Origin of the sequence: Streptomyces sp. NPDC007084 (assembly GCF_040703595.1) — a bacterium.
Classification (GTDB): Bacteria; Actinomycetota; Actinomycetes; order Streptomycetales; family Streptomycetaceae; genus Streptomyces.
This window is the reverse complement of the sequence record NZ_JBEYFY010000024.1, coordinates 85,913-111,506: the sequence shown is the minus strand read 5'-3', so window position 1 is coordinate 111,506 and position 25,594 is coordinate 85,913. Positions and strand designations below refer to the sequence as shown.

General features: G+C 73.3%; 21 protein-coding genes. 8 read left to right on the top strand and 13 right to left on the bottom strand.

What is annotated here, in order from left to right; translation table 11 throughout:
• From AB0912_RS20935 to AB0912_RS20905, 7 genes are all read right to left on the bottom strand, one after another.
• A partial coding sequence (locus AB0912_RS20935; RefSeq protein WP_366701806.1) for a DEAD/DEAH box helicase occupies positions 1-1,784 on the bottom strand: 1,784 nt, incomplete at its 3' end.
• A gap of 134 nt (positions 1,785-1,918) precedes the next feature.
• Positions 1,919-2,122 carry a cold-shock protein gene (locus AB0912_RS20930; protein WP_030794464.1) on the bottom strand — a complete coding sequence of 68 codons (204 nt, stop codon included), beginning with the start codon at positions 2,120-2,122 and terminating at the stop codon, positions 1,919-1,921.
• Between the two features lie 273 nt (positions 2,123-2,395).
• Positions 2,396-3,934, bottom strand: coding sequence for a histidine ammonia-lyase (gene hutH / locus AB0912_RS20925; protein WP_366701829.1), 1,539 nt, complete (start codon positions 3,932-3,934; stop codon positions 2,396-2,398).
• A 240-nt stretch (positions 3,935-4,174) separates the two neighbouring features.
• A complete protein-coding gene (locus AB0912_RS20920; protein ID WP_366701804.1) occupies positions 4,175-5,329 on the bottom strand; it encodes a sensor domain-containing diguanylate cyclase in 1,155 nt (384 codons plus the stop codon).
• A gap of 62 nt (positions 5,330-5,391) precedes the next feature.
• Complete coding sequence (locus AB0912_RS20915; RefSeq protein ID WP_366701802.1) at positions 5,392-6,279, bottom strand: enoyl-CoA hydratase-related protein; 888 nt, start codon at positions 6,277-6,279, stop codon at positions 5,392-5,394.
• A 1,642-nt stretch (positions 6,280-7,921) separates the two neighbouring features.
• Positions 7,922-9,289 (bottom strand): adenylate/guanylate cyclase domain-containing protein, encoded by a 1,368-nt coding sequence (locus AB0912_RS20910; RefSeq protein WP_366701800.1) that lies wholly within the window; start codon positions 9,287-9,289, stop codon positions 7,922-7,924.
• A 362-nt stretch (positions 9,290-9,651) separates the two neighbouring features.
• Entirely contained in the window at positions 9,652-10,518 is an 867-nt protein-coding gene (locus tag AB0912_RS20905) for a biotin--[acetyl-CoA-carboxylase] ligase (protein ID WP_366701798.1), read from the bottom strand.
• A gap of 159 nt (positions 10,519-10,677) precedes the next feature.
• Here AB0912_RS20905 and AB0912_RS20900 point away from each other — a divergent pair, with 159 nt between their 5' ends.
• Both AB0912_RS20900 and AB0912_RS20895 read left to right on the top strand, forming a co-directional pair.
• Positions 10,678-12,270 carry an acyl-CoA carboxylase subunit beta gene (locus AB0912_RS20900; RefSeq protein ID WP_366701796.1) on the top strand — a complete coding sequence of 531 codons (1,593 nt, stop codon included), beginning with the start codon at positions 10,678-10,680 and terminating at the stop codon, positions 12,268-12,270.
• A 32-nt stretch (positions 12,271-12,302) separates the two neighbouring features.
• A complete protein-coding gene (locus AB0912_RS20895) occupies positions 12,303-12,512 on the top strand; it encodes an acyl-CoA carboxylase epsilon subunit (RefSeq protein ID WP_366701794.1) in 210 nt (69 codons plus the stop codon).
• A 48-nt stretch (positions 12,513-12,560) separates the two neighbouring features.
• On the opposite strand, the gene AB0912_RS20890 is transcribed toward AB0912_RS20895, so the two are convergent.
• Entirely contained in the window at positions 12,561-13,736 is a 1,176-nt protein-coding gene (locus AB0912_RS20890) for an SGNH/GDSL hydrolase family protein (RefSeq protein ID WP_366701792.1), read from the bottom strand.
• A 173-nt stretch (positions 13,737-13,909) separates the two neighbouring features.
• Between AB0912_RS20890 and AB0912_RS20885 the strand changes: the two genes are divergently transcribed.
• Positions 13,910-14,038, top strand: coding sequence for a hypothetical protein (locus AB0912_RS20885; RefSeq protein WP_366701790.1), 129 nt, complete (start codon positions 13,910-13,912; stop codon positions 14,036-14,038).
• Between the two features lie 181 nt (positions 14,039-14,219).
• The gene (locus AB0912_RS20880; RefSeq protein WP_366701788.1) at positions 14,220-14,840 is read left to right on the top strand and encodes a nucleoside triphosphate pyrophosphatase; all 621 of its coding nucleotides are present in this window, start codon (positions 14,220-14,222) and stop codon (positions 14,838-14,840) included.
• On the opposite strand, the gene AB0912_RS20875 is transcribed toward AB0912_RS20880, so the two are convergent.
• Positions 14,809-15,288 carry a hypothetical protein gene (locus AB0912_RS20875; RefSeq protein ID WP_366701786.1) on the bottom strand — a complete coding sequence of 160 codons (480 nt, stop codon included), beginning with the start codon at positions 15,286-15,288 and terminating at the stop codon, positions 14,809-14,811. The two genes, AB0912_RS20880 and AB0912_RS20875, sit on opposite strands and share 32 nt — an antisense overlap.
• 356 nt (positions 15,289-15,644) lie before the next feature.
• Here AB0912_RS20875 and AB0912_RS20870 point away from each other — a divergent pair, with 356 nt between their 5' ends.
• On the top strand, positions 15,645-17,417 hold the full coding sequence (locus AB0912_RS20870; RefSeq protein WP_366701784.1) for a biotin carboxylase N-terminal domain-containing protein: 1,773 nt from the start codon (positions 15,645-15,647) through the stop codon (positions 17,415-17,417).
• Positions 17,418-17,836: 419 nt separating this feature from the next.
• On the opposite strand, the gene AB0912_RS20865 is transcribed toward AB0912_RS20870, so the two are convergent.
• Together AB0912_RS20865 and AB0912_RS20860 are read right to left on the bottom strand one after the other, a co-directional pair.
• Positions 17,837-18,805, bottom strand: coding sequence for a DeoR/GlpR family DNA-binding transcription regulator (locus AB0912_RS20865; protein ID WP_366701782.1), 969 nt, complete (start codon positions 18,803-18,805; stop codon positions 17,837-17,839).
• A 167-nt stretch (positions 18,806-18,972) separates the two neighbouring features.
• Positions 18,973-20,421, bottom strand: coding sequence for an NAD(P)H-quinone dehydrogenase (locus tag AB0912_RS20860; RefSeq protein ID WP_366701780.1), 1,449 nt, complete (start codon positions 20,419-20,421; stop codon positions 18,973-18,975).
• 106 nt (positions 20,422-20,527) lie between these two features.
• Here AB0912_RS20860 and AB0912_RS20855 point away from each other — a divergent pair, with 106 nt between their 5' ends.
• The 3 genes from AB0912_RS20855 to AB0912_RS20845 all read left to right on the top strand — a co-directional run bounded on the left by AB0912_RS20855 (position 20,528) and on the right by AB0912_RS20845 (position 23,777).
• Positions 20,528-20,965 (top strand): gamma-glutamylcyclotransferase, encoded by a 438-nt coding sequence (locus AB0912_RS20855; protein ID WP_366701778.1) that lies wholly within the window; start codon positions 20,528-20,530, stop codon positions 20,963-20,965.
• A gap of 273 nt (positions 20,966-21,238) precedes the next feature.
• Positions 21,239-22,063 (top strand): purine-nucleoside phosphorylase, encoded by an 825-nt coding sequence (locus AB0912_RS20850; protein ID WP_366701776.1) that lies wholly within the window; start codon positions 21,239-21,241, stop codon positions 22,061-22,063.
• An 82-nt stretch (positions 22,064-22,145) separates the two neighbouring features.
• Positions 22,146-23,777 carry a phospho-sugar mutase gene (locus tag AB0912_RS20845; RefSeq protein WP_366701774.1) on the top strand — a complete coding sequence of 544 codons (1,632 nt, stop codon included), beginning with the start codon at positions 22,146-22,148 and terminating at the stop codon, positions 23,775-23,777.
• 406 nt (positions 23,778-24,183) lie between these two features.
• Here AB0912_RS20845 and AB0912_RS20840 read toward each other — a convergent pair whose 3' ends face one another.
• Both AB0912_RS20840 and AB0912_RS20835 read right to left on the bottom strand, forming a co-directional pair.
• The gene (locus tag AB0912_RS20840) at positions 24,184-24,864 is read right to left on the bottom strand and encodes a PH domain-containing protein (RefSeq protein ID WP_366701772.1); all 681 of its coding nucleotides are present in this window, start codon (positions 24,862-24,864) and stop codon (positions 24,184-24,186) included.
• 255 nt (positions 24,865-25,119) lie between these two features.
• Complete coding sequence (locus AB0912_RS20835; RefSeq protein ID WP_366701770.1) at positions 25,120-25,581, bottom strand: helix-turn-helix domain-containing protein; 462 nt, start codon at positions 25,579-25,581, stop codon at positions 25,120-25,122.
• Between the last annotated feature and the right edge of the window lie 13 nt (positions 25,582-25,594).

Below are 25,594 nucleotides of genomic sequence, written 5' to 3'. Positions count from 1 at the left end.
CTCTCGGGCTTTCCTCCGGGCGCTTCCCTTCGGTCTTGCGTTTCCGACTCTATCAGACCGTTTCCGTATCCGATTTCCTCGGCGCTGCCGCGCTGCGGGGCGCGGCCACGGCTCGGGCTGCCGGAGCGTCCCGTGCCCGTACCGCCCTCGGAGCGGCGCGGCGAGGCCCCGCCCTCCGTACGACGGCCGGTGCCGCCCTCCGTGCGACGGCCGGTGCCGCCCTCGGTGCGACGGCCGGTGCCGCCTTCCGTGCGGCGGGGGGCCGCCGCGGTGCCGCGCTGGCGGCGGGGCTGGCCGTCCGACGCGGCGCCCTGGCGCGGGGACGAGCCGGTGCCGGCCGTGGACGGGCGCCTGGCGCCGCCGCCGGTGGCGCGCCGGGCCTTGGGCCGCGACTTGGGCTGTTCGGCCTGCTGCGGGACCTCGATGACGACCGGGATGCCGGAGGGCTCGCGGGCGCCGGTGAGGCGGGCGAGTTCCGCGTCGCTGGAGGAGACACGGGCGGTGCGCGGCGTGATGCCGGCGTCCGCCATCAGGCGGGTCATCTCGCGCTTCTGCTCGGGCAGCACCAGCGTGACGACGCTGCCGGACTCTCCGGCGCGGGCGGTACGGCCGCCGCGGTGGAGGTAGTCCTTGTGGTCGGTCGGCGGATCGACGTTGACCACGAGGTCGAGGTCGTCGATGTGGATGCCGCGGGCCGCCACGTTGGTGGCGACGAGCGCGGTGACCTGGCCGTTCTTGAACTGGTCGAGGGTGCGGTTGCGCTGCGGCTGGCTGCGTCCGCCGTGCAGGGCGGAGGCGCGGACACCGCTGGCGAGCAGCCGCTTGGTGAAGCGGTCGGCGCCGCGCTTGGTGTCGACGAAGAGGATGACCCGGCCGTCCCGGGCGGCGATGCGCGTGGCGACGGCCTTCTTGTCGGTCTCGTCGGCGACGTGCAGCACGTGGTGCTCCATGGTGGTCACCGCGCCCGCGGACGGGTCGACGGAGTGCACCACGGGGTCGGTGAGGAACATCCGTACGAGCCGGTCGATGTTCTTGTCGAGGGTGGCGGAGAACAGCAGCCGCTGGCCGCCGGGCTCGACCTGGTTGAGCAGGGCGACGACCTGCGGCATGAAGCCCATGTCGGCCATCTGGTCGGCCTCGTCGAGGACGGTGATCGCGACCTGGCCGAGCGCGCAGTCGCCGCGCTCGATGAGGTCCTTGAGCCGCCCGGGGGTGGCCACCAGAACCTCGGCGCCCCGGCGCAGGGTGCCGGCCTGCCGGCCGATCGACATGCCGCCGACGGCCGTCGCCACCCGCAGGTTGACGGCGGTGGCGTACGGCGTCAGCGCGTCGTTGACCTGCTGGGCGAGTTCGCGCGTGGGGACGAGCACGAGCGCGAGGGGCTGCCTCGGCTCGGCACGCCGGCCGGCGGTACGGGCGAGCAGGGCGAGCCCGAAGGCGAGCGTCTTGCCGGAGCCGGTGCGTCCGCGGCCGAGCACGTCGCGCCCGGCGAGGGAGTTCGGCAGGGTGGCGCCCTGGATCGGGAAGGGCTCGGTGACGCCCTGAGCCGTGAGGGTCTTCGTCAGGGCGGCCGGCATGTCCAGCGCGTCGAAGGACTCGACGGCGGGCAGCGCCGGGGTGATGGTCTCGGGGAGCGAGAACTCCTGCGGCGGCGTCACCTTGCGGGCGGGGCCGCGGCCGGCGCCCCGTCCGGTGGCGCGCCCGGCGCTCTTCGCGGAGCCGCCGGTCTGTGCGGCGCGTGCGTTCGCCGGCCGCTTACGGACGGGACGTTCGGATCGAGTCATGCTGGATCTGGATTTCCTTCCTGGGCCCCACGGACTGCACACACAGCGCTCACCACGTGCGTGAGCTGTCACAGCGCGAGCCGGGACCCGCACCCGAAGGCGCGGGACCCGGCTCTGGAAAAGCGCGTCGCGAACTAGGCGGGGATGATGTTCTCCGCCTGAAGGCCCTTCTGGCCCTGCGTGACCTCGAAGGAGACCTTCTGGCCCTCGAGGAGCTCACGGAAGCCGGAGCTGGCGATGTTCGAGTAGTGCGCGAAGACGTCGGGGCCGCCGCCGTCCTGCTCGATGAAGCCGAAGCCCTTTTCCGAGTTGAACCACTTCACGGTGCCGGTAGCCATGTTGTTCTCCTGAACAGGTAGTGGGCCCCCATCCGGAGCATGCACCGGGTGATGCCGGAGATGCCGGTAAAACAAAACGCGCCTGCGGAGGATTCCGATCAGGCGCACAAAGTAAATGGGTACCAAAAACGTATCAATGAGACAGTAGCACATCCTGATACGCGGGTGCGAGGCGGGACGGGTGGGCCGGGCACCACCCGGCCCACCCTATGCCCTAGGACAGCGGTCCGGTCACCGGATGCCACAGGGCCAGCGGTCCGGTCACCGGATGCCCTAGGCCAGCGGTCCGGTCACCGGCTCCACCGCCGCCACGACTCCGCCGGCGCGCACGAACGCGTCCGCCGCCTCCAGGTCGGGGGCGAGGAAGCGGTCGGGGCCGGGACCCTGGACGCCGGCCGCGCGGACGGCGGCGATGACCGCCCGCGACGCCGGGGCCGGGGTCAGGCCCGACCGGAGTTCGATGGCGCGGGTCGCGGCGTACAGCTCGATGGCCACGACGCGGGCCAGGTTGTCCACGGCGGTACGCAGCTTGCGGGCGGCCGACCAGCCCATGGAGACGTGGTCCTCCTGCATGGCGGAGGAGGGGATGGAGTCGGCGGACGCCGGTACGGCCAGCCGCTTCATCTCGCTCACCAGCGCGGCCTGCGTGTACTGGGCGATCATCAGGCCCGAGTCGACACCGGCGTCGTCCGCGAGGAACGGCGGCAGCCCGTGCGAGCGGTTCTTGTCGAGCAGCCGGTCGGTGCGCCGCTCGGCGATGGAGCCGAGGTCGGCGGCGGCGATGGCGAGGAAGTCGAGCACGTAGGCGACCGGGGCGCCGTGGAAGTTGCCGTTGGACTCGACGCGGCCGTCGGGCAGCACCACGGGGTTGTCGACGGCGGAGGCCAGCTCGCGTTCGGCGACCGTACGGGCGTGGGCGAGGGTGTCCCGGCCGGCGCCCGCGACCTGCGGGGCGCAGCGCACGGAGTAGGCGTCCTGGACGCGCGGGGCGTCGTCCTGGTGGTGGCCGGTGAGTTCCGAACCCCGCAGCACGGCCAGCATGTTGGCGGCGCTGGCGCTCTGGCCGGGGTGCGGGCGGATGGCGTGCAGCTCGGGGGCGAGGACCTTGTCCGTGCCGAGCAGGGCTTCGAGGGAGAGCGCGGCGGTGACGTCGGCCGACTTGTAGAGCGTCTCCAGGTCGGCGAGGGCCATGACCAGCATGCCGAGCATGCCGTCGGTGCCGTTGAGGAGGGCGAGGCCTTCCTTCTCGCGCAGCTCGACGGGGGTGATGCCGTGCTCGGCGAGGAGTTCGCCGGCCGGCCGGACCACACCGTCGGGGCCCTCGGCGTCGCCCTCGCCCATCAGGGTCAGCGCGCAGTGGGACAGCGGGGCGAGGTCGCCGGAGCAGCCGAGCGAGCCGTACTCGTGCACGACGGGGGTGATGCCCGCGTTGAGGATGTCGGCCATGGTCCGCGCGACCTCGGGGCGTACGCCGGTGTGGCCGGAGCAGACGGTCTTGAGCCGCAGGAACATCAGCGCGCGGACGACCTCGCGCTCGACGCGCGGGCCCATCCCGGCGGCGTGCGAGCGGACGATGTTGCGCTGTAGCTGGGCGCGCAGCTCCGGGCTGATGTGCCGGGAGGCGAGCGCGCCGAAGCCGGTGGAGACGCCGTAGACGGGCTCCGGCTTGGCGGCCAGCGCGTCCACGATCTCGCGGGCCGCGGCGAGGGCCGCCACCGCTTCGCCGGAGAGTTCGATCCGGGCGCCGTCGCGCGCCACGGCGAGTACGTCGGACGCGGTCACCCCGGACGTCCCCACCACCACAGTGTGCATATCCATATTCAGGAGCGTACGCAGTGAATTCGATGATGTCACTAGTGGACGGCCGGTTGACCCCTTACTTCGGCGTACGTCACAACGGGACTCCGGAGTACGTCGCAACAGGACTCCGGAGTACGTCACAGCGGGACCCCGGAGTGCGGCGCACAGGGACTCCGGCGTCCGTCCCGACGGGCGCCCCGCGTACGGCGCCACGGGCTCCGCCGCAGGGCGGCAAGCCCCGTGCGCGGGCCCTCAGGAGCGGGGCCGGTCGTGCCGTCCGCGGAACCTGCGGCGCTCGCCCGCCGGGGGCGCGGGGGTGTCCGCGAGGCGGACCACCGGATCGTCGGGGCCCTCCCGCCCGGCGACCACCGGCTTCGCGGCCCGGACCGCCTTAGCCCGGTACTGGGCCGCGTCCGCCAGCCGGAACAGCCGGCGCGCCGACCGTACGGGCCCGATCGGGTCCTCGGTCGAGGCGACCCCGCAGGCCACACCCTCCCCCAGCTCCAACTCGGCGGCCCGGCGGCAGAGTTCGTCGGCGATCCGGACCACCTCGTCGGCGGCGGGGCCGACCGCGAGCAGACAGAACTCGTCGCCGCCGAGCCGCGCGGCCAGGGTGCCCGGGAGCATCGCCCCGCACAGCGAGAGCACGGACCCGAACCGTTCGAGGAGCCTGTCGCCGACGGCGTGGCCGCGGGTGTCGTTCACCCGCTTGAGCCCGTTGAGGTCGCAGACGACGAGGCTGACCACCGTCCCCTCCTCCCGGTGCCGCTCCACCGCCTCGTCGAGCCGTACGTCCACGGCACGGCGGTTGGCGAGTCCGGTCAGGGCGTCGGTGTACGCGAGCCGGCGGGCCTCCTCCAGGCGCTCGGTCTGGGCGATCCCGGCGGCGACGACGGAGGCGAGCACGGTCGCGAAGTCGGCGTCGGAACGGGCGAAGACGGGGGCGCCGGTGCGCCGGGCCACGTACAGCTCGCCCCAGGCCCGTCCGTGCAGCACGATCGGCGCGACCACACAGCAGCCGCGCCCCCGTCTGCGCAGCGCGGCGACCCGCTGGTGGCAGTACCCGGCGGGGCCGGCCGCCGGGCCGTCGGCGGTCTCCACCCAGGCGTTGGGCTCACCGCCGCCCGCCCACCGCTCGTGCAGGAACTCGGTGATCTCCGGGAACTGGTGCACCGGATAGGCCTCGCCCTCCGGGAACTCGTCCTCGTCCGGCGCCCGGTCCCCCACGTTGACGAGGACCCGGAGCCGCCCGAGTTCGCGCTCCCACACGGAGAGCGCGGCGAAACTGCCGGTCAGCGCGTGACACGCGCCGAGCGCCGCGGCCCGCCACGACTCGCGCGGCGTGTGTGCCGCGGCCATCCCCTGCGCCAGCGTCACCACGGCCTTCAGCCGCCTGTCCTCTCCCATCACCCCAGGTTAGGGACATTTACCTATATTCGGGACATTGGTGGGGCGAACAGGGGGCCGGGCTACTCCCCGGGCCAGTCCGGGGCGCGCTTCTCGTTGAAGGCGGCGACACCCTCCGCGCGGTCCCCGGAGAAGGCGACGGAACGCCAGGCCGCGTCCTCCACCTCGAGACCGGCGCGCAGGTCGAGCCCGTGCCCGAGGCGCAGGGCACGCTTGGCGGCGCGCAGTCCGACCGGCGAGTTCGCGGCGATCCGGGCGGCCAGCGCGAGCGCCTCCGCGCGGTCCCGGCCAGCCTCGACCAGCTCGTCCACCAGCCCCAACTCCCGCGCCTCGGACGCCTCCAGACGACGGGCCGAGAAGATCAGCTCGGCCGCGCGGGCGGCACCGACCCGGCGCGGCAGCAGTTGCGTACCGCCGCCGCCGGGGATCACCCCGACGGACACCTCGGGCAGCCCGACGACCGCCGTGCGGTCGGCCACGATCAGGTCGCAGGACAGCGCCAGCTCGAACCCGCCGCCCAGCGCGAACCCGTGAACGGCGGCCACGGTCGGCATCGGCAGCTCCAGGACGCCCGTGTAGGCGGCCCGCGCGACCGGCCGCTGGCGCACCAGCTCGGCGTCCGTGAAGGAGTTGCGCTCCTTCAGGTCGGCGCCGACACAGAACGCCCGCTCATGGGTGGAGGTGAGCACGACCACGCGGACGTCCCGGTCGGCGGCCAGCGCGTCGCAGGCACCGGCGATGGAGCGGGCCATCTCCGTGGACACGGCGTTCATGGCCTTGGGCCGGTCGAGGACCAGCTCGGCCACATGACCGTGCCGCCGTACGGCCACGAACTCGCCGAACCGCCGCTCACCCTGCTCCGCGCCCTGCTCCGCGCCCGGCTCCCCGCCCTGCTCCGCGCCCGGCTCCCCGCCCTGTTCCGCGGGTCGCTCCGCCGCTTGCTCCGCCATGACACCCTCCCGGTTAACGCGGGTTAACAACGACGCCCCGATCATCGCAGCCGACGCCGTCCGGCGAAACCCACCTCCTCGTCGCACACCCCCTCGTTCGGGTGACATCCGGCCCAACTCCCGTACCGGGCAGCCGGAGCCGTGCTTAACCTGCGCACCGCCACAGCGCACGCGGGGCACCGGCACACCGGGGAGGGACGGCCATGACAGACCGCGAGACGCCGGGGGCAGACGGCACCGACAAGCCGACGCCCGCTCCGGCGCGGGGCCGCTGGGTGCGGGCGACGTCCCTCGGCGTGGCGACGGACGCCCCGTCGTCCTTCGCCGCGGGTGCCCTCGACCCGGCGGGGGTGGGGGCCGCGGTGGCACGGGCCGGGGCGGTACGGACGGGGGGCGCGGCGCGGACGGGGGCGGCGGGGACAAGGGCGGGACGGACGGGGACGGTACGGCCGGGGGCGGTACGGACGCTCAAGGTCGCGGCTTCCTTTCCGGCCCGGGAGACGGGGGCCGAGCCGGCGGTCGAGGCCGGGATCGGGGGGATTCCGGCACCCGGGATCACGGGCGGGGACGTGCGGAGGCCGAAGGACACGGTTCCGCCCGCCTCGGGCGCCTCCAGGAACGTTTCCCCTCCCCCGGTAACGGCCCCGGGCAAGCACCCCGACGAACGGACGGGACCCGTACCGGCGACACCGCCACCGCCACCGCCACCCACGGCCGTATCGCCGACGCCTCGGAAGACCACCGGCTCCGCACCCGGTCCCGCACCCGCCGCGAGCGGCACCGAGCCCGAAGCCAGGCTCGGCACCCTCCCCCTCGCCCTCGCCCTCGCCGCCGGTGTCGATGCCGACGCCGATGTGGATAGCGATGTGGATAGCGATGTCGATACAGATGCGCTCTCCGCAGGCCCCGCCCGGGGACGGCATCGCAGGCCACGGCGCCGGCGGGTGCTGTTCGCCGCCGGGGGCCTCGCCGTCGCCGCGAGTGTGCTGAGCCTCGCGCGGATGGCACCCGAGTCGGTGACCGGGATCGGCGGTGGCGGCGGGCCGGCGGAGGCGGCGCCCCGGGGCGGGACGCCCACGGCGGCGGATTCGGCGGGCGACGCCGTCACCACCGTGGAGGCGGTACCGCCGTCCGCCCGTGCCGGTACCGGCGAGGCGACCGCCGGGCGGCCGGGCGACGCGAGCCGGAAGCCCGCCGCAGGCGTGGTCCCGGCCCCCGGTATCTCCTCCACGGCCTCCGACGGCACGGTCCCGGGGGCCGGGGACACCGGCACGGACCCGGTCACGCCTGGCGCGGACACTCCCGGATCGGGTGCGGCCGGACCGGGCGACCCCGGATCGGGTGACACCGGTATCCCCACCGCCCCGTCCACCACCCGGCCTCCGCAGGCACCGAACCCCGCCCCCACGACACCGCCCCCGGCTCCGACACCGCCCCGGAGCACACCGGCTCCGGCACCGACACACCGGCCGGGCGTGTGCGTACCGATCGTGGGGATCTGCGTGGACGGGCTGGTGTCCCCCGGGCCGCGGGGATGACGGGGACGCCGGACCCGCCCGGCCCCGGCGACGACGGGCAGGGGCCGGGGCGGGAGCAGGGGCCGGGGCGGGAGCAGGAGCAGGAGCAGGAGCAGGGGAAAGGGCTACGCGCCGGTGTCCCGGCGGGCCAGCAGCCAGGGTTCGATGACGCCGAGGCCGCGGACCGGGCGCTGCCACATGGGCTGGAGCGCGAAGCGGTACGAGGGCGGCTCCTCGCCCTCCTTCTCTGCGGCGGCAGCGGCCTCGGCGGCCTCCGCCTCGGAGGCAGGGGCGTCCCCGGTGCGGGTCAGCTCCTCCGCGAAGGCACCGTCCACGAGGACGGCGTCACGCGGCGCTATCGACGTGAGCCGGCTCGCCAGGTTCACGGTCGTGCCGAACACATCACCCATCCGGGTGGTCACCGTGCCGAAGGCGATGCCGACGCGCAGTTCCGGCATCGTCTCGTCGTTCGCCATCGTCTCGATGAGGCGCAGCGCGATCTCGGCGGCGATACCGGCGTCGTCGGCGGAGTAGAGCACCTCGTCGCCGAGGGTCTTGATGAGCCGGCCGCCGTGGGCGGCGACCAGGTCCGCCGCGGTGGTCTCGAAGGCCTCGACGAGTTCGCCCAGCTCCTCCTCCTCCATGCGGCGGGTGAGCCGGGTGAAGCCGACCAGGTCGGCGAAGCCGACGGCGAGACGGCGGTCGACCATCTCCTCGTCGTCGCCCGCCTGCACGACCCGGCCGGTGGCGGCGGCGAGCTGGCGGCGCCAGACGTAGACGAGGAACTCCTCCAGCTCGGGCAGGAGCAGCTCGATCAGGGGGTACGTCACCTCGGTGCGGGTCATCCCCGGTTCTGGGGGCTCGGTCAGGCCCTCCAGGAAGGAGTCGATCTGCCATTCGGCCAGACGGGCGGTGGTCTGCCCGGTGGAGCGGGCGACCTGGACGGCCATGGCCTCGCTCAGCAGTCCGGCCTCGACAAGACCGGCGAGCCGGCGCAGGGCGAGGACGTCGGCCTCGGTGAGCGCCTTGGCCTGCCCGATGTCGGCGAAGCCCATCGCCCGCCAGAAGCGGGACGCCAGCTCCATGGAGACGCCCGCGCTACGGGCCGCCTGGAACGGGGTGTAGCGGCGCTCGGCGCCCAGGATCAGCCCTTCCAGGCGCAGCGCGAGGGGGTCCTCGCCGGCGTCCGGGTCGGCGGGGGTGTCGACCCGGCCGTTGGCCTCGTGGCGCGCGTCGGACCGAAGCTCGGGGCGCCCCTCGGGGCGGGCCTCGGCCCGTGTGTCGGTCAGGTCGGCCGGCCCGCCGGGGTGGCCGTCGCCACGCGGGGCGGGGGCCGCGTCCGTGCGGTCCTGCGGTCTGGCCCGCGGGCCGGTGCCGCCGTCGGCGGCGGCCCGTGCGGAGGTCGCGTCCGTGACCGGCCCGGCGGTACGGCCCGGCTCGCCGTCGGGGGCAGGGTGAGCACCCGTGCCGGAGCCGGTGTCGTCGACGGTCACGCCTGCTGCCCTTCCGATCTGCCGAGGTCAGGTATCGACCGCGCTCAACTCTACGGCAGGTGTGCGCTGGCTCACTCCCGATACGACGCCCCGCTCGGGAACCCCCCGCACGGCCGCACCCCGCCGCCCGCACACGGCCCGTACACCCGCGATGACCGCCCGTACCTGTCGCACCGGACCGGGGTCTGGGCCAGGGTCCGGGCCGAGGTCTGGGCCGAGGTCTGGACCGCGGTCCGGGCCGGGCTCCGGGCCGGGCCACGGCGAGCGTCGTCGGCCCCCTTCCGGACGGGTGGGCGACACCGGCCGCGCACCTGGTGCCGGACCGGTGGGCGGCGCCGGCCACGCCCCCGGTGCCGGACGGCTCAGGCCGGGCGGAGGTGGATCACGTCGCCCGCGCCCACCGGTTCCTGGACGCCCTCCTCCGTGGCGATGACGAGGCGGCCGTCGCCGTCGACGGCCACCGCCTCGCCGACGAGGGAGCGGCCGCCGGGCAGTTCGGCGCGGACCGTGCGGCCGAGGGTGGCGGAGCCGGCCGCGTACGTCTCCTGGAGGCCGGAGGCGGCGGGGTCCCCGGCGGCGGCGCGCCAGCGTCCGTACCAGTCCTCCAGGGAGCGCAGCACCGTCCGAAGGACCGTGTCGCGGTCGGTGGTCGTGGCGCCCGCCAGCAGCAGCGATCCGGCGCCGGGGACCGGCAACTCGGCCGCGCCGAGGGTGACGTTGACGCCGATGCCGACCACGACCGCGTCGGCGCCCGCGCGTTCGGCGAGGATGCCGCCGGCCTTGCGTTCCTCGCCGTCCACGGTGACCAGCAGGTCGTTGGGCCACTTCAGGGCGGTGTCGACGCCGGCGGTGCGGGAGAGCGCGGTGGCGACGGCGACGCCGGTGAGCAGCGGCAGCCAGCCCCAGCGTTCGACGGGCACGCCGGTGGGCTTCAGCACCACGGAGAAGAAGAGCCCGGAGCGGGCGGGCGCCGTCCAGCGGCGGTCCAGCCGGCCACGCCCGGCGTTCTGTTCCTCGGCGACGAGGACCGTGCCCTCATCGGCGTTCTCCCGGGTGACGAGGCCGGCCAGGTCGGTGTTGGTCGACCCGGTGCGCTGCACGATCCGCACATCCGTCCACAGGCCGCCCTCGCGGACCAGCGCCCGGCGCAGGGCGGTGCCGTTGAGCGGCGGCCGGCCCAGGTCGGACCAGCGGTTGTCGGGCGCGTCTGAAGCATCTCGCGGCGTCATGCAACCCAGCCTAGGTGTGGTAAACGCCGCACTGCCGAACGGTAGGCACAGCACTACGCTACGGATGAGTAGCAAGTCCCCCTTCTGAGCACCGCCCGTACCGATCCGCACCGCACCGCCCCTCACGTCCCCTTAGAGCAGGCAGGGAGCCGCATCCCGATGTCCGAGCCGGAAGAGCTGCACCACCCCGACATCCACACGACCGCGGGCAAGCTCGCGGACCTGCGGCGCCGCATCCAGGAGGCGACGCACGCCGGCTCGGAGCGCGCCGTCGAGAAGCAGCACGCCAAGGGCAAGCTGACGGCCCGTGAGCGGATCGAACTGCTCATGGACGAGGAGTCGTTCGTCGAGTTCGACGAGTTCGCCCGGCACCGCTCCACGGACTTCGGCCTGGAGCGGAACCGCCCGTACGGCGATGGCGTCGTCACCGGTTACGGCACGGTCGACGGCCGTCCGGTCGCCGTGTTCTCGCAGGACTTCACCGTCTTCGGCGGCGCGCTCGGCGAGGTCTACGGGCAGAAGATCATGAAGGTGATGGACTTCGCGCTGAAGACCGGCTGTCCGGTCATCGGCATCAACGACTCGGGCGGCGCGCGGATCCAGGAAGGGGTCAGCGCGCTCGGCATGTACGGCGAGATCTTCCGCCGCAACACCCACGCCTCGGGTGTCATCCCGCAGATCAGCCTGGTCGTCGGCCCGTGCGCGGGCGGCGCGGTGTACTCCCCCGCCATCACCGACTTCACGGTGATGGTCGACCAGACCTCGCACATGTTCATCACGGGTCCCGACGTCATCAAGACGGTGACGGGCGAGGACGTCGGCTTCGAGGAGCTGGGCGGCGCCCGCACCCACAACGCCGTGTCGGGCGTGGCCCATCACATGGCGGGCGACGAGAAGGACGCGATCGAGTACGTCAAGCAGTTGCTGTCGTACCTGCCGTCCAACAACCTCAGCGAGCCCCCGGCGTTCCCGGAGGAGGCGGACCTCACCCTCACGGACGAGGACCGCGAGCTGGACACGATCGTGCCGGACAGCGCGAACCAGCCGTACGACATGCACACGGTGATCGAACACGTCCTGGACGACGCCGAGTTCTTCGAGACGCAGCCGTTGTTCGCGCCGAACATCCTGACCGGCTTCGGCCGGGTCGAGGGCCGTCCGGTGGGTGTGGTCGCCAACCAGCCGATGCAGTTCGCCGGCTGCCTCGACATCGACGCGAGCGAGAAGGCGGCCCGCTTCGTCCGCACCTGCGACGCGTTCAACGTCCCCGTCCTCACCTTCGTGGACGTGCCGGGCTTCCTGCCGGGTGTCGACCAGGAGCACACCGGCATCATCCGGCGCGGCGCCAAGCTGATCTACGCGTACGCGGAGGCGACCGTCCCGCTGATCACGGTCATCACCCGCAAGGCGTTCGGCGGCGCGTACGACGTCATGGGCTCCAAGCACCTGGGCGCCGACCTCAACCTGGCCTGGCCGACCGCGCAGATCGCCGTGATGGGCGCGCAGGGCGCGGTGAACATCCTGCACCGCCGCACGATCGCCGCCGCCGAGGACCAGGAGGGCACCCGGGCCCGGCTGATCCAGGAGTACGAGGACACGCTGCTGAACCCGTACACGGCGGCCGAGCGCGGTTACATCGACGGGGTGGTCATGCCGTCGCAGACCCGCGCGCACGTGGTCCGCGGGCTGCGTCAACTGCGGACGAAGCGGGAATCCCTTCCTCCGAAGAAGCACGGCAACATCCCGCTGTAGACCGCCGCAGGCCCGGACCCCTGGGAGCAGACATGACGATCAAGGTCGTACGGGGCAATCCGACCCCGGAGGAGCTGGCCGCCGCCCTGGCGGTGGTCCGTGCGCGCGCCGCGGCGGTGGCGGCCCAGCCGTCCGGCGCGCCCCGGCCGCGGGACTCCTGGTCCGACCCGGCCCGGGTCGCGGCGCACCGGCTTCCGCGGCCAGGCCCGACGGCCTGGGGCCGCACCTACTGGCCCGGATAGCACCCGCGGACCACACGTCCCGCCGACCGGGCCGGACAGCGCGGGGCGCTAGAGGACCCTCGCCACGGCGTCGGCCATCGCCGCGTACCCGGCGTCGCCCGGGTGCAGGTGGTCGCCGATGTCGTACGCGGGGTGCAGCCGGTCCGGGTCCGCCGGGTCGGCCAGGGCGCGGTGGAGGTCGGCCACCGCGTCCCACTCGCCGTGCGCGGGGTCCCGCATCCAGGCGTTGACCTCGTGGGCGACCTTCGCCGCGTGCTCGCCCCAGTGGTCGGAGCCGCCGAAGGGCAGCAGGGTCGCGCCGATCACGCGGAGTCCGCGGGCGCGGGCCAGGTGGATCAACCGCCGGTATCCGGCGATGAGTTCGCCGGTCTCGACGACCGGAGCGGGCCGGTAGGTGGGCTGTTGGTCCGTCTCGCTGAAGCCGATGTCGTTGACGCCCTGAAGCACGATCAGGGTGTCGGCGCCCGGGTGGTCGAGGACGTCCCGGCTGAGCCGGTGGACGCCCTTCTCGCCGTACCAGGCCGAGTCGTTGAGCAGCAGGTTGCCGCCGATGCCGGCGTTGAGGACGGGCCGGCCGGTGCGTTCGGCGAGCCGGTCGGACCAGCGCCGGTTCGCGCCCGGCGTGGAGCCGAAGCCGTCCACGATGGAGTCGCCGAACAGCGCGATCCCGTCCCGCCGCCCGCCCGCGTCGACCTCGACGGCGGACAGGAAGTACCAGGACTCGGTGGACTCCGTGAACCCGTGCCCGCCGGTGTCGTGGAGCAGGTCCCCGGCGCCCCGGTGACTGGTCGCGAAGGCCTGCGCGTGGAAGGTGGCGGGCCCGGTCACGGCGTCGAGGTGCAGCGTGACGGTCACCGACTCCAGCCGCTCCAGGGGCAGTTCGACGCAGTCGCTGACGATTTCGGCGCGGGCCGGTATCTCGGCGCCGGCGGTGCCCGCGAAGGTGAGCGGGCGCACCGAGCCGGGTTCGACGGCGGCTCCGCGCGCGGGCCGGGCGACGGTGGCGCCGGCTATCCGCAGGGGCGAGGTGCCGTACGCGTTGGACAGCCGGACGCGCAGCCGGCCGCCGCCGGCGGTGAGCCGGACGGTCTGGCGCAGCGACTGGCGCCAGAAGCCCTCGCGTGACCAGTTCGGGGTGAAGCCTTCCGCGGGGAGCTGGGGTGAGGCGGTCCAGGCGGTGGTGAAGGCGCGGGTGGCGGTGGCGGTGGCGGTGGCGGTGAACATGGCGGTTCCCTCTCCCGGGACGACCAAAGGGGACTGGAGTTCCTTTAGTGATGCCCAGACGGTAGCACCGTCGGGGACACTAAAGAAACTGGCGACCCGTTTACACGGGGTGCGCACAAGTTGAGTACGCGTACTCAGGCGCCCGGCGCCGGGGGCGTCGCACGATCGGAAGCATGCTGTGGTCCGACCCGGAGAACGAGCCCCCCGAGGAGCTGCGCGACATGCAGGTCATGTTGCGGCGGCTGGGCGTTCTCATGGCGCTGGCCATGGTGATCGCGATGATCGTGCTGGGCGTGCGCTGAGCGGCCGGCCCGGAGGGCACACACGGCCAGCCGGCGACCGGGCGACCCGACGGCCGGGCGACCGGCGTAACCCGGCAACCCGGCGACCCGGGGGACCCGGGGGACCCGGGGGACCCGGACCGATGTACGGCGTACCGACGCGCGGACCGGCCGGTACCGGTACGCCGATACCCTGAACGGCATGACCGATCAGCCGCGCCGCCGTCTCGTGCTCGCCTCGCAGTCCCCCGCCCGGCTCAATCTGCTGCGGCAGGCCGGACTCGCCCCCGAGGTGATCGTGAGCGGGGTCGACGAGGAGGCCGTCACCGCCCCCACCCCCGCCGAACTCGCCCTCGCGCTGGCCGAGGCGAAGGCCTCCGTCGTGGCGGCCCGCCCGGAGGTCCAGGGCGCGCTGGTGATCGGCTGCGACTCGGTGCTCGACCTGGACGGCGAGGCGCTCGGCAAGCCCGCCGACGCCGAGGAGGCGACCGCCCGTTGGAAGGCGATGCGCGGCCGGGCGGGCACGCTCCAGACCGGCCACTGCGTCTGGGACACCGCGAACAAGCGCTGGGTGTCGGCGACGGCGTCCACCGTCGTGCGCTTCGGCGAGCCGACCGACGCGGAGATCGCCGCGTACGTCGCCTCGGACGAACCCCTCTACGTGGCGGGCGCGTTCACGCTCGACGGCCTGTCGGCCCCGTTCATCGAGGGCATCGAGGGCGACCACGGCAACGTCATCGGCATCTCGCTGCCCCTGGTGCGCAAGCTGCTCGCCGAACTGGGCGTGGGCATCACGGAGTTGTGGGCACCCCGGGCGAAGTAGGGCCTTCGCCGGCGGTCTCGGCGCCCGGCGGCACGGCGTCCGCGACGGGGGCCGCCTCCCGACGGTCGTACGCCAGCAGGGTGAACACGATCAGGCCGAGCACGACCATCATGAAGACGAAGACGCCCCAGCCGACCAGGCCCACCGTGAAGGCGCCCAGCAGGGCGTGCACGACCGCGGCGCTGATCAGCAGCAGCCGCCCGGCGAAACCGGGGCCGCGGTCGCGTACGCCCACGAGCAGGGCGGATATGGCGCAGGCCGCGAAGTAGAGGCCGAAGACCAGGCCGCCGATCTTCGAGGAGACGGACATGGTGTCGGGGTCGAGCCCGGCGAGTGACATGTCCTGGCGGTCCACCACCACGCCGAGGAACCAGTTCAGGAGCGCGACACCGATCGCCTCCGCGAAGAGCACGAGCGCCGTCACCCATGCCACCGGTCTGCGCACCACCGGTACCCCACCCACTTCCGCGTGCTGTTACCCCAAGTACGTTCGAGACATCCCGAACGCTACTAACGGGTAAACCACGGGACAAGGGTTCTGCCGAGGGCAAAGAATCGTTGGGCCATTCGTAGGGACTCCACAAAGAATCACTGTGGGCCGCAGCACGGAGTCACAGAGACCTTGGCCACATCGGAGGGCTAGGGTTCAGCCAAGGACTCCCGCGTGCTGCGGCGCGACAAGGGATTTCGCGGGTCGGGCGAGCCTCGAATCACGCTCCGTGTGGGCAAGCTCACCACCGGGGACGGGTCGAAAGGTCGTGTTGGCTGTCCCTAAACTCGGCTTGTTTCAAGGAGGGAGCCATCGTGCGCAAGGTGCTCATCGCCAACCGTGGCGAAATCGCTGTCCGCGTGGCCCGGGCGTGCCGGGATGCCGGGATCGCGAGCGTTGCCGTGTATGCGGAACCGGACCGGGACGCTCTGCATGTCCGTGCGGCGGACGAGGCGTTCGCGTTGGGCGGTGACACCCCGGCCACCAGCTACCTGGACATCGCCAAGGTGCTGCAGGCCGCCAAGGACTCGGGGGCGGACGCCGTCCACCCCGGTTACGGGTTCCTCTCCGAGAACGCGGAGTTCGCCCAGGCCGTTCTCGACGCGGACCTGATCTGGATCGGCCCGCCGCCGCAGGCCATCCGCGACCTCGGTGACAAGGTCGCCGCCCGGCACATCGCGCAGCGCGCCGGTGCCCCGCTGGTGGCCGGCACCCCGGACCCGGTGTCGGGTGCCGAGGAGGTCGTGGCCTTTGCCGAGCAGCACGGTCTGCCGATCGCGATCAAGGCCGCCTTCGGCGGTGGCGGACGCGGCCTGAAGGTCGCCCGCACCCTCGAAGAGGTCCCCGAGCTGTACGACTCGGCCGTCCGTGAGGCCGTCGCGGCGTTCGGCCGGGGCGAGTGCTTCGTGGAGCGCTACCTCGACAAGCCCCGGCACGTGGAGACGCAGTGCCTGGCCGACACCCACGGCAACGTGGTCGTCGTGTCGACGCGTGACTGCTCCCTCCAGCGCCGCCACCAGAAGCTGGTCGAGGAGGCCCCGGCGCCCTTCCTGTCGGACGCCCAGGTGGAGGAGCTGTACAGCTCGTCCAAGGCGATCCTGAAGGAGGCCGGCTACGTCGGCGCGGGCACCGTCGAGTTCCTCGTCGGCACCGACGGCACGATCTCCTTCCTGGAGGTCAACACCCGTCTCCAGGTGGAGCACCCGGTCACCGAGGAGGTCGCCGGCATCGACCTCGTCCGCGAGATGTTCCGTATCGCCGACGGCGAGGAACTCGGTTACGGCGACCCCGAACTGCGCGGTCACTCCTTCGAGTTCCGTATCAACGGCGAGGACCCTGGCCGCAACTTCCTGCCCGCTCCCGGTACGGTCACCACCTTCGCCCCGCCGTCGGGCCCCGGTGTCCGGCTGGACGCGGGTGTGGAGTCCGGCTCGGTCATCGGCCCGGCCTGGGACTCGCTGCTCGCCAAGCTGATCGTCACCGGCGCCACCCGTGAGCAGGCTCTCCAGCGGGCCTCCCGCGCGCTCGCCGAGTTCGAGGTCGAGGGCATGGCGACGGCGATCCCGTTCCACCGCGCGGTCGTCACGGACCCGGCGTTCGCCCCCGAACTCACCGGCTCCAGCGAGCCGTTCACGGTCCACACGCGCTGGATCGAGACCGAGTTCGTCAACGAAATCAAGCCGTTCGCCGCTCCGGCCGACGCCGAGGCCGACGACGAGCCGGGCCGTGAGACGGTCGTCGTCGAGGTCGGCGGCAAGCGCCTCGAGGTCTCGCTGCCCTCCTCGCTCGGCATGTCCCTGGCCCGTACCGGGCTCGCCGCGGGTGCCAAGCCCAAGCGCCGGGCCGCGAAGAAGTCGGGCCCGGCCGCCTCGGGCGACACGCTCGCCTCCCCGATGCAGGGCACCATCGTCAAGGTGGCCGTCGAGGAGGGCCAGGAGGTCAAGGAGGGCGACCTCGTCGTGGTCCTGGAGGCCATGAAGATGGAACAGCCCCTGAACGCCCACCGCTCGGGCACCATCAAGGGCCTCCTGGCAGAGGTCGGCTCCTCGATCACCTCGGGCGCCCCCATCTGCGAGATCAAGGACTGACCCACCCTCCCTGCGCCCGGCCCCCACACCCAAGGGACGCCGGGCGCAGCCCATGACACAGAGGGGCAAAGCCCAGAAACGCAGGGCCCCATCCGGGGGCGCGAGGAACGGCGCGCCAAACCCCCACCGGCGGCCCACCCGAAGACCAACCGCGAGCAGCCCAACGGGCAAAGCCCGGAAACGCAGGGGCCCATCCAGGGGCGCGAGGAACGGCGCGCCAAGCCCCCACCGGCGGCCCACCCGAAGAACCACCGCAAGCAGCCCAGGGGCGCAGCCCAGAACACCGGTGACCCCCCAGGGGCGCGAGGAACTGCGCGCCAAACCCCCACCGGCGCAAGGCGACCACGCCCCACACGCAGGCCGGCAAGGCGAACCCGGGACGACACGGGTGTCGGCCCCTCTGCCGAACCGGCGACCCCTCAGCGGCGCCGCAGATCAGCCACCCGAGCCCGTTCGGCCGGCGCCTGCTCCCCCATCACCGTCGCACTCCGTAGCTGAGGCCCCGCCCCCGGCCCGACCTGACCCCGGCGCGGACCGGGCAGCGGCACGTCCCGGCGCTGCTGGCGCCCAGCCGGGAGGGGATCACCTCCCGCGCCCCCCGGGGCCGATGACCCGGCCACCGCGATCTGGACGCCCTGATCGGCCAGGGCCTGCAACTCGGTGGCCGCACGGTCGTCGTGCGCGGGCGGCTCGTCGGTGACCAGCCGGGTGATCAGATCGGTCGGCACGGTCTGGAACATGGTGTCCGCGCCGAGCTTGGTGTGATCGGCGAGGACCACCACCTCCGCGGCCGCCTGGACCAGCGCGCGGTCCACGGACGCCGAGAGCATGTTGGACGTGGAGAGCCCGCGCTCGGCGGTCAGCCCGCTCCCGGAGAGGAACGCCCGGGACACCCGCAGCCCTTGGAGGGACTGCTCGGCACCCGAGCCGACCAGGGCGTAGTTGGAACCGCGCAGGGTGCCGCCGGTCATCACGACCTCGACACGGTTGGCATGGGCCAGCGCCTGGGCCACCAGCAGTGAGTTGGTGACGACGGTCAGGCCGGGAATCCGCGCGAGCCGGCGGGCCAGCTCCTGCGTGGTCGTACCGGCCCCCACCACGATGGCCTCGCGCTCTTCGACGAGACCCGCGGCGAGATCGGCGATGGCCGTCTTCTCGGCGGTCGCGAGATGTGATTTCTGCGGAAAGCCGGACTCCCGCGTGAACCCGCCCGGCAATACCGCACCGCCGTGCCGGCGGTCGAGGAGTCCTTCTGCCTCCAGTGCGCGCACGTCCCGCCGTACGGTCACTTCGGAGGTCTGGACGACGCGGGCGAGCTCACGGAGCGACACGGCCCCATTCGCTCGCACCATTTCGAGGATCAATTGGCGACGTTCTGCAGCGAACACGAAACTGACAGTAACCCCAACGACCGTCTGCTTTCAGCACTATGCGCCGAATAACAGAAGTTGTTCGCATGGCAGGGCACGAAGTGGTATACGCGCCTAATCGGTCCGCCTATGCCGCGTGAATGCGCCCTGACCCCCGGTGACCAGCGAAGAGTCGCCGGAGAGGGTCAGCTCTCGCCCGCCGTCTTCCGGGTGTGCAACTGCCGGGCGACCTCGGCGATCGAGCCCGACAGGGACGGATAGACGGTGAACGCGTTCGCGATCTGTTCGACCGTCAGATTGTTGTCGACCGCGATCGAGATGGGATGGATCAGCTCCGAGGCGCGCGGGGCGACCACGACGCCGCCGACGACGATGCCGGTGCCGGGGCGGCAGAAGATCTTGACGAAGCCGTCGCGGATGCCCTGCATCTTGGCGCGCGGGTTGCGCAGCAGCGGCAGCTTGACCCCGCGGGCGTCGATCTTGCCCGCGTCGACGTCCGCCTGCGAGTAGCCGACCGTGGCGATCTCGGGGTCGGTGAACACGTTCGAGGACACCGTCTTCAGGTTCAGCGGGGCCACCGCGTCGCCGAGGAAGTGGTACATCGCGATGCGGCCCTGCATGGCGGCGACGGAGGCGAGGGCGAAGACGCCGGTCACGTCACCGGCCGCGTAGACACCGGGGGCGGTGGTGCGCGAGACCTTGTCGGTCCAGATGTGCCCGGAGTCCCGGACCTTGACGCCGGCCTCCTCCAGGCCCATCCCGCTGCTGTTGGGGATGGCGCCGACCGCCATCAGGCAGTGGGTGCCGCTGATCACGCGGCCGTCGGAGAGGGTGACCTCGACACGGTCGCCGACCCGCTTGGCGGACTCGGCGCGGGAGCGGGCCATCACGTTCATGCCGCGGCGGCGGAAGACGTCCTCCAGGACGGCGGCGGCGTCCGGGTCCTCGCCCGGCAGCACGCGGTCCCGGCTGGAGACGAGGGTGACGCGGGAGCCGAGCGCCTGGTAGGCGCCGGCGAACTCGGCGCCGGTGACACCGGAGCCGACCACGATGAGTTCCTCGGGCAGCTCGTCGAGGTCGTAGACCTGCGTCCAGTTCAGGATGCGCTCGCCGTCGGGCTGCGCGTCGGGCAGCTCGCGCGGGTGACCGCCGGTGGCGATGAGCACGGCGTCGGCGGTGAGGGTCTCCTCGGTGCCGTCCGCGGCGCGCACGACGACCTTGCGGGAGCCGTCCAGGGCCTGCATGCCCTCCAGCCGGCCCCGGCCGCGCAGCACCCGGGCGCCGGCCCGGGTCACGGAGGCGGTGATGTCGTGCGACTGGGCGAGCGCGAGGCGCTTCACGCGGCGGTTGACCTTCCCGAGGTCCACGCCGACCACCCGGGCCGCCTGCTCCTCCGGCGGAGTGTCGTCGGCGACGATGATCCCCAGCTCCTCGTAGGAGGAGTCGAAGGTGGTCATCACCTCGGCCGTGGCGATCAGGGTCTTGGACGGCACGCAGTCGGTGAGCACCGACGCGCCGCCCAGGCCGTCGCAGTCGACGACGGTCACCTCCGCGCCGAGTTGCGCCGCCACCAGGGCAGCTTCGTATCCGCCGGGTCCGCCACCGATGATCACGATCCGAGTCACGTACTCCATTGTCCCGCACGCTTCAAGATGCTTCCGCCCAGGGGCCCCCGGTCGGGGCTTCCGGGCCGGTTTGTCACGCGAGAGACGCGTGTTTCGCTGCCGTACCCTCGACCCCATGTCGCTCTACGCCGCGTACGCCGGCAATCTCGACCCGCGGCTCATGACGCGCCGCGCCCCGCATTCGCCGCTGCGCGCCACGGGCTGGCTCAACGGCTGGCGGCTGACGTTCGGCGGCGAGCACATGGGCTGGGAGGGCGCGCTGGCGACGATCGTCGAGGCACCCCGGTCCCAGGTCTTCGTGGCGCTCTACGACCTCGCGCCGCCGGACGAGGACTCCATGGACCGCTGGGAGGGCGTCGGCCTCGACATCTACCGGCGGATGCGCGTACGCGTGCACACCCTGGAGGGCGAGGAGGCCGCCTGGGTGTACGTGCTGAACGGCTACGAGGGCGGGCTCCCCTCGGCGCGGTACCTGGGGGAACTGGCGGACGCCGCGGAGTCTGCGGGGGCGCCGCACGACTACGTGATGGAACTGCGCAAACGCCCCTGCTGAGCCCGCCGCGGCGCCCCCTGCCGCGCCACTCGCCGCTCCACTCGGCGAGTCACGCGCCGGGGCACGGGAAGCCACCTGCCGGGTCACCTGCGGTGCCACCCGCCGGGTCACGTGCGGGGCCACCCGCCGGGTCACGTGCGGGCGGGCCCCTTCCGCGCCGCTCCCCGCCCCCGCTCCCCGCCTCCTGTTCGTCGGAAACGACAAGACAACGATCGCAAGACCGTGAGCTCTGTCATCTACGCGCGTAGGCACAAACCGGCTACCCTCTTGCGCGTGAACGCATCTCTTCTTCCGGACGACATCCAGGGCGACCCGCATGCCGCCGCTGACGCCGCCGCCACGCGCCTGCGCGAGCTGACCGGCGCCGACACCCACGACGTCGCGCTCGTGATGGGCTCCGGCTGGGCCCCGGCCGTGGACGCGCTCGGCACCCCCGAGGCCGAGTTCCAGGTCACCGAGCTGCCCGGGTTCCCGGCGCCGGCCGTCGAGGGACACGGCGGCAAGGTCCGCTCGTACCTGATCGGCGACAAGCGCGCCCTGGTCTTCCTCGGCCGCACGCACTACTACGAGGGCCGCGGGGTCGCCGCCGTCGCGCACGGCGTCCGGACCGCCGTCGCCGCCGGCTGCAAGACCATCGTGCTCACCAACGGCTGCGGGGGACTGCGCGAGGGCATGCGCCCCGGCCAGCCGGTGCTGATCAGTGACCACATCAACCTGACGGCCACCTCGCCGATCGTCGGCGCGAACTTCGTGGACCTGACCGACCTGTACTCGCCGCGGCTGCGCGCGCTGTGCAAGGAGGTCGACCCCTCGCTGGAGGAGGGCGTCTACGCCCAGTTCCCCGGCCCGCACTACGAGACGCCGGCCGAGATCCGGATGGCACGGGTGATCGGCGCCGACCTGGTGGGCATGTCGACGACCCTCGAAGCCATCGCCGCGCGCGAGGCCGGCGCCGAGGTGCTCGGCATCTCGCTGGTCACCAACCTGGCCGCCGGCATGACGGGCGAGCCCCTCAACCACGAGGAGGTTCTCCAGGCGGGCCGCGACTCGGCCGTGCGCATGGGGGAACTCCTGACCCAGGTGCTGGACCGCCTGTAGGCGGCGGGCGGCCCGTCCCCGGAGCGGGGGGCGGGACGACCGGGCAGACGGAACCGTACGACCGAAGAGAGGTGCACCCGAGGTGCAGGACGAACTCATCGCGCGGGCCAAGGCGTGGCTGGCCGAGGACCCCGACGCGGAGACCCGTGAGGAACTCGGCAAGCTCGTGGAGGCCGGGGACGTCACCGAGCTGGCCGCCCGCTTCGCCGGGACCCTCCAGTTCGGCACCGCGGGCCTGCGCGGGGAACTCGGCGCCGGGCCGATGCGGATGAACCGCTCCGTGGTGATCAGGGCGGCGGCGGGACTCGCCGCCTATCTGAAGGCCAAGGGCGAGACCGGCGGACTGGTCGTGATCGGCTACGACGCCCGGCACAAGTCCGCCGACTTCGCCCGGGACACCGCGGCCGTGATGACCGGCGCCGGCCTGCGCGCCGCCGTGCTGCCCCGCCCGCTGCCCACCCCCGTCCTCGCCTTCGCCATACGGCACCTCGGCGCGGTCGCGGGCGTGGAGGTCACCGCCAGCCACAACCCGCCCCGCGACAACGGCTACAAGGTGTACCTGGGCGACGGCTCGCAGATCGTGCCGCCGGCCGACGCGGAGATCGCCGCCGAGATCGCCGCGGTGCGGGCGCTGGCCGACGTGCCGCGCCCCGAGTCGGGCTGGGAGATCCTCGACGAGAGCGTCCTGGACGCCTATCTGGCCCGTACGGACGCCGTCCTCGCGCCGGGCTCGCCGCGTACCGCGCGCACGGTGTACACGCCGATGCACGGCGTCGGCAAGGAGGTGCTCCTCGCGGCGTTCGCGCGGGCGGGCTTCCCGGAGCCGGTGCTCGTGGCCGAGCAGGCCGAGCCCGACCCGGACTTCCCGACGGTCGCCTTCCCCAACCCGGAGGAGCCGGGCGCGATGGACCTCGCCTTCGCGCGGGCCCGGGCGAGCGCGCCGGACCTCGTCGTGGCCAACGACCCCGACGCCGACCGCTGCGCCGTGGCCGTCCCGGACGGCGGGGACTGGCGGATGCTGCGGGGCGACGAGGTCGGCGCGCTGCTCGCCGAGCACCTGGTCCGGCGCGGGGCGCGCGGCACGTTCGCCGAGTCGATCGTCTCCTCCTCGCTGCTCGGCCGGATCGCCGGACACGCGGGCCTGCCGTACGAGGAGACGCTCACCGGCTTCAAGTGGATCGCCCGCGTCGAGGGTCTGCGCTACGGCTACGAGGAGGCGCTCGGCTACTGCGTCGACCCCGAGGGCGTGCGCGACAAGGACGGCATCACCGCGGCCCTGCTCATCACGGAGCTGGCCTCGGAGCTGAAGGAGCAGGGCCGGACCCTGCTCGACCTGCTCGACGACCTCGCCGTCACCCACGGCCTGCACGCCACCGACCAGCTCTCGGTGCGGGTGGAGGACCTGTCGGTCATCGCGTCCGCCATGCGCCGGCTGCGCGAGCACCCGCCGACCGAACTGGCGGGCCTCGCGATCACGAAGGCGGAGGACCTGACCGAGGGCACGGAGCTGCTCCCGCCCACGGACGGACTGCGCTACACCCTGGACGGCGCCCGGGTCATCGTCCGCCCGAGCGGCACGGAACCCAAACTGAAGTGCTACCTGGAGGTCGTCGTCCCGGCCCCCACCCACGACTCCCTCCCGACGGCCCACACGAGGGCGACGGAACTGCTCGCGGCGATCAAGCGGGATTTGTCGGCGGCGGCGGGGATCTGACAGGGGCCCGGCTGGACTGGGCTGGGGCACTTGCGCAGTGAGCGCCGCCGGGGTTCCGGGGGCGCGGGCAGGGGCCCGGGCGGGCTCCGAGCCGCCGCCCGGACTTGTGGGCCCCGGCCCACTCAGGCCTCCCGTACGCCGAAGGGGGCGCCGCGTCCTGAACCGCGGCGCCCCCTTCGGGCTGCTCGGAGGCGAGCCGGGGTGCGAGGTTGCCCTTGCTCCCGAGAGCCGGGACGGAGCGGGAGCGGGAGCGGCCAAGGCGACCGGCCGGCGAACACCAGGCCCGTCCAACGGGCCGCACGCCCTCACGAGGCGAGAGCACGCCCCCGGGTGGAGGGTTGGTCGTCTTCGCCCAGCCCAAGGACTTCACCTTCGTGGGCCAGAGTGGGCCCGTGACAGGCGGGACTCAGCCCGTGGTGATCAGGATCGCCAGCAGCACCGCGCCCGCGATCGCGGGGCCGATCACCTCGTACGCCCAGCGGACCGTGACCTCGCCCTGTGCGCTGGGCTCGTGGGCGCGGGCCTCGGCCGTCTCGCGCAGGTCGTCCATGATCTGGTCGGTCTGCGCGCGGGTCGGCGCGTCGGTGACGGCTCCCCGGCCGAAGGGCGACGGCCGGCCCATCGACAGCATGCGGCCCTCGACGCCACGGCTCCCGGTGGCGGCCCGCCCCTGGTGCTTGGCCACCTTCTTGCGGGCGCGCAGCGACACCGGCACCGCCCAGAGCTGGTACTTGGTGCCGTCCGTGTCGACGACCTCGTTCGAGTAGGACGAACGCAGCGAGGCGACCTTGCTCCACGGCAGCACGATGACGCGGAGCGGGTTGCGGACGCGCAGCCGGTCGTCGTTGGCGTACACCGCGGGGCGCAGGGTGAAGGCGGCGACCAGCGGGACGATCAGGATCAGCGAGGCGAGAGCCAGCCAGGGGGTGCGGCCGGTTCCGGAGACCAGGGCGTCGATGCCGAGCCAGCCCGCGATGAACAGCAGCAGCGCGCCGCCCGCGATCCCGGCGGGCGACCGGTAGATCCGGTCCGGGGCCTCGGGTCGCGAGGCGTCCGGAAGGGGTGACTGGTGGTCCGGGGTGCTCATGGTCCCGATTGTGCCCGACGAGCCCGGTGCGCTTGAGCTCGGTGGGGTCTCACTATGGTCGCGAACTCTTCTCACCAGGCGCCCGGCACCCGCCCCGCCGTCCACGACCCGCCGTCCACGACCTGCCATCCGCGACCTGCGACGCCGATCACGGGTTCACCGAGGCCACCGAGGCCACTGAGGCCACTGAGGCCACTGAGGCCACTGAGGCCACCGAAGTGTCCGACGTCACCGTCGACGTACCACCGGCCGCCGTCACGCCCGCCGGGGAGTCCGCCGGCCTGTCCCCCGAGGCGCCGCCGGCGCGCCTGCCGGTGAAACGGCCGCCCCCCGCGCGGCGCTCCGCAGGAGGCGCCGGAAGGTCGGGCACTCCAGGTGAGTCGGCGCCGGACAGACCGCCGCATGCCGCAGGGACTCGCTGAGGACGCCGAGTTCGCGGATCGTCCGGTCCAGTTCGTCGGCCTTGTCGGCGAGCATCCGGCGGTCGATACGTGGCTGCCCGTCCGGCGCGAACATCCGGGCGATCTCGTCCAGGGAGAACCCGGCGGACCGCCCGAGCGCGATCAGCGCCAGCCGTTCGAGCACACCCGGGTCGAACTGCCGGCGCAGGCCACGCCGGCCGGTCGAGGCGATCAGCCCCCGCTCCTCGTAGTACCGCAGCGTGGAGGCGGGCACGGCCGCCCGCCGGGCCACCTCGGCGATGTCCAGGTCCGGCACCCTCGCCCCTCCC